We start from the raw sequence: 4,755 nt of genomic DNA on the forward strand, positions 1-4,755 counted from the left end.
ATGACAAACCATTAAAGAAACTTTTAGCTACAGGTAATGGGCGTTGTAATCTTTCTAACAAGGATCTAGACAAGGCGCATTATGATGGAGACATCAAACCATGGGTAAATGATATCATTCATGATTTTGATATAGTAGAAGCACTTAAGGATATTGGCCTTTATACAAAATATATGGGTAATCTCTTATACCCTTATAGTGAGTCAGCCAAAGCTGTACAGACATTATTTTTAAATAGAGCGGAAGAATATGGCGTAAAGATTATATGTGATGAAGAAGTATTGTCAATTAAAAAGAGTAAGCATGGTTATTTTATTCATGCAGCGCATCAAGATTATCAAGCAGATTATGTCACTATTGCCTGCGGTACTCCTGCTGGTAAATTATCAGGTATGAAAGATAGACGTACTTTATTTAACTCTCTTAAAGTTGATTATCGCCCTATGAGACCAACTATTACGCAGTTAATTACTACTCCTGCTTATAAGAAATTAAAGGGTGTTAGAATGAAGGGAGAATTTACTCTAAATGGACATACAGAAAAAGGAGAACTTCTTTTTACTGATTATGGTATTAGTGGAATTGCAGTCATGGTCTTAAGCCGTTATGCCCGTCCTGGAGATCAGATTGTATGTGATTTCTATCCTGAATTTACTGATCAGGAGTTATATTCTATTATTCATACACTACAAACAATGAGTGGTCCTTATGATGGTCTGGTTCATCCAAAACTTGTTCCAATACTAGAAAATAAGAAGAACCCTGTATCCTTCCTAAAACATCTAGAATTGACTATCAAAGAGCTAAGAGGTGAAGAATTTGCCCAGGCAGACCTTGGGGGATTGATGATTTCTAATTTTAATGAATCTTTTGAATTCATCAACTATCCTCATCTTTATGCGACAGGTGAAATATTAGACATTACTGGAGATTGTGGAGGATATAACATTCATTTTGCGTTAGCAAGCGCTTATTCAGTATTTAAAGAGGTTTCAAAAACAATACAATAAATTAGGAAAAAGGTAAATAAAATTAAAATTATTTGTTTTGTTGTAAAAATAGTAATGAAATTATATTGACAAACCCAAATGAGATTGTATAATAAGGGGCATATACAAATTGGAGGGATAATGTATGAAATTTAAAACAATCGTGACAGCTGGTGCAGTCGCAGCAATGTTAGTAGGTTGTAGTAATGGAAAATCATCTACAACAGATATCAAAGCACCTAAATTTGGTTTTATCGGCCCACTAAGTGGTGAAGCTTCTCAGTATGGTACAGCCGTAAAGAATGCTATGAAGATGGCTATTAATGATTATAACAAGAAACATGGCACTAAGATTACAGGCGTTTACTATGATGATAAGGCTGATCCAACTACAGCCGTAAATGACTATAACAAGTTATATAATGATGATAAGGTCACTGCAGTTCTTTCACCAGTAACAACTGGTTCTGCACTTTCAGTAGCAAGTGCTTCAAGCAAGAACAACACACCAGTTCTTTCACCATCTGCTTCAGGTGATAAATTCACTATGAATGGTAAAACAGCTTATAAGAACGTATTCAGAATCTGTACAAATGACTCTTATGCTGGTACTTACTTAGCTAAACAGTCTAAAGCTAAATATGATTTCAAGAACGTAGCAGTTCTTTACAACAAGGAATCTGATTATTCTACAGGTGTTGCAGCTGCTTATAAAGCTGAAGCTAAGAAGCAGGGCGTTAATGTTTCATTCTATGAAGCATATAATGCAAATACTAAAGATTTCTCAACATTCATTTCTAAGATTAAACAGGCTAATCCTGATGCTGTTTTCTTACCAGATTACTATGAATCAGTTGTATCTATTACTAAACAGTTAAGAGACTCTGGCTTTAAGGCTCCAATATTTGGTGCTGATGGCTGGGATGGTGTTCTTGGTGTTAAGGGTGTTAACACTGCAGACTTTGAAAACTGCTTCTTCACAAGTGGTTACAACAAAGATGCAACTAGCGGTCCTGCATATGAATTCGTAAAAGCTTATGAAAAAGAATATGGAACAACTCCAAGTATGTTCGCTGGTATGGCTTATGATACAGTTACTGTTATGATGAAAGCTATCAACAAAGCTAAATCAACTGATCCTGAAAAGGTAAATGCTGCATTAGAAAAGGTCAAAGTATCTGATGATGAAGCAGTTTGTGGTGGATTCACTTATGATAAGAACCACAACCCTGTTAAGGAATTAAATATCGTTACTATCAAGAACGGTCAGTATGTAACTGCAAAATAACGATGAATAAAGGAGAGTTCATCTCTCCTTATTTTTTTATTTTTAGAGGGGAGAAGTAATTATGATTAACTTTATCAACCAAATCATCAACGGACTCTCGACTGGGAGTATGTATGCTTTAGTTGCAATTGGTTATACAATGGTTTATGGTATTGCGAAAATGATCAACTTTGCCCATGGTGATATCATCATGGCAGGGGCTTATTTCGCATTAATCGCGATGGGTATTGTAGGACCTATTCCAGCAATTTTGTTTTCTATAGTTGCCACTGCAGCTTTAGGTGTTTTAACAGAAAAAGTAGCTTATAAACCTTTAAGAGGTAAAGGTTCACTTGAAGTATTGATCACTGCCATTGGTGTCAGCTACTTATTAGAAAATGTATTCTTATTAATCTTTGGTAGTGCGGCTCGTACATTCCCACAGATTATGCCAAAGGGTACAATCAATCTCGGTGGTATTTCTATTAAATATATTACTGTTATTACTCTTGTAGTAACTGCTGTATGTACTGCTGTTTTATTGTTCTTTATTAATAAGACAAAACTAGGAAAAGCAATGCGTGCTGTATCAGAAGACCAGGGTGCAGCCCAGTTAATGGGTATTAATGTAAATACAACAGTATCTCTTACATTTGCGATTGGTTCAGGACTTGGTGCTATTGCAGGTGTAATTTATGGATGTGCTTATTCATTAATTACTCCATATATCGGTTTAATGTTAGGTATTAAAGCATTTATCGCAGCTGTACTTGGTGGAATTGGTAGTGTACCAGGAGCTATGGTAGGTGGTTTAATGCTTGGTGTTGCAGAATCACTTACTATTGCATATATCTCATCAGATTTCTCTGATGCGGTTGTATTTGGTATTCTTATTCTTGTCTTATTAGTTAAGCCAGCAGGCTTATTTGGTAAGAATGTAAGAGAGAAGGTGTAGTCTATGGAAAAACTATTAAAAAACGAACTATTCAGATCATTTATTCTTTCAATTGTGATCTTTGCGGTATTGATGGTAGGAACAGCTACATCTGTTATTAACTCTTATTGGCAGGGTGTATTAATTCTTTGTGGTATTAATATTATCCTCGCTGTATCACTTAACTTAGCAGCTGGTTATTTAGGTCAGCTTACTTTAGGACATGCTGGTTTCATGTCAGTAGGTGCTTATACATCAGCTTTAATTAGTATTTATTTAAATCTTCCATTTATTGTATCATTACTTATTGGTGCGATTGCAGCTGGTGTTATTGGTTTGATTATCGGTATTCCAGTATTAAGATTAAAAGGTGACTATCTTTGTATTATCACTCTTGCTTTCAATGAAATCATCCGTGTTGTTATGAATAACCTTGAAATCACTAATGGTGCTAAAGGTTTAATTGGTATTCCTTTGAATACAAATCTTGTTTATGTCTTTATTGCAATGATTATCACAATCTTTGTCGTATATTCAATTGTGAAATCTAGACATGGACGTGCTATCATCTCAATTCGTGAAGATGAAACAGCATCAGAATTATCTGGTATTGATGTTGGTTATTATAAAGTATTTGCTTTTGCAGTCAGTGCTATTTTTGCAGGACTTGCAGGAGGATTATATGCACATTATTATACAGTTATCCTTCCTAAAGGATTTGACTTCAACAAATCAGTTGAAATTCTAGTTATGGTAGTACTTGGTGGTATGGGTAACTTAAAAGGTTCTATTATTGCAGCTATTGTGCTTACTATAATTCCAGAATTATTAATCTCATTCTCACAGTATAGAATGTTGTTATATGCAATTGTATTAATTGCTGCTATGATTTTAAAAGGAACTGGTAAAGGCGAACAGATCATGGAACGTCTTCCATTCTTTAAAAAGAAAGATGAGGTGAAGCCAGAATGAGTACACCATTATTAAAAGCAGAAGGTCTTGGTATTCAGTTTGGTGGATTAAAAGCCGTAGATGAATTTAACTTTGAAATCGATAAGAACCAGTTATTTGGTTTAATTGGTCCAAATGGTGCAGGTAAAACAACTGTCTTCAACCTATTAACAGGTGTTTATCAGCCAACAAGTGGTCGTATCCTTTTTGAAGGACAGCCTATTAAAAAAGCGAATACAATTAAGATCACTAAAGCTGGTATCGCTAGAACATTCCAAAATATTCGTTTATTTAAGGAAATGAGTGTTATTGATAATGTAAAAGTAGGGCTACATTATTCCCATCCTTATACTGTCTTTGATGCATTATTCCATACACCTAAATATAAGAAGGCTGAAGCTGCTATGCAGGAAGAGGCTTTATCATTATTACGTGTTTTCCATCTAGAAGAATTTGCAGAATCAAAGGCAAAGAACTTACCTTATGGTAAACAGAGAAAACTTGAAATTGCGAGAGCACTTGCGACTGCACCTAAGCTATTATTATTAGATGAACCTGCAGCAGGTATGAACCCTACAGAAACAGCTGAATTAATGGAAACTATTAAGATTGTA

The 4,755-nt window shown here is 34.8% G+C and carries 5 protein-coding genes; all 5 read left to right on the forward strand.

The genetic code is table 11. The annotated features are described in order from the left end of the window. Window positions 1–1,010: NAD(P)/FAD-dependent oxidoreductase (locus ACT8VG_RS07460; protein WP_444195528.1), on the forward strand; the 1,010-nt coding region annotated here is incomplete at its 5' end. Window positions 1,011–1,134: 124 nt separating this feature from the next. After that, window positions 1,135–2,277 (forward strand): ABC transporter substrate-binding protein, encoded by a 1,143-nt coding sequence (locus ACT8VG_RS07465; RefSeq protein ID WP_195921216.1) that lies wholly within the window; start codon window positions 1,135–1,137, stop codon window positions 2,275–2,277. Between the two features lie 61 nt (window positions 2,278–2,338). Continuing rightward, window positions 2,339–3,211: a branched-chain amino acid ABC transporter permease gene (locus ACT8VG_RS07470; RefSeq protein ID WP_217106303.1), complete on the forward strand. Its 873-nt coding sequence runs from the start codon at window positions 2,339–2,341 to the stop codon at window positions 3,209–3,211. 3 nt (window positions 3,212–3,214) lie between these two features. Then, on the forward strand, window positions 3,215–4,162 hold the full coding sequence (locus tag ACT8VG_RS07475; protein ID WP_195921215.1) for a branched-chain amino acid ABC transporter permease: 948 nt from the start codon (window positions 3,215–3,217) through the stop codon (window positions 4,160–4,162). Further along, window positions 4,159–4,755: ABC transporter ATP-binding protein (locus ACT8VG_RS07480; protein ID WP_444195529.1), on the forward strand; the 597-nt coding region annotated here is incomplete at its 3' end. The genes ACT8VG_RS07475 and ACT8VG_RS07480, both read left to right, overlap by 4 nt.

It is taken from the genome of Catenibacterium sp., assembly GCF_052354645.1.
In the GTDB taxonomy this organism is placed as follows: Bacteria; Bacillota_I; Bacilli_A; order Erysipelotrichales; family Coprobacillaceae; genus Catenibacterium; species Catenibacterium mitsuoka_A.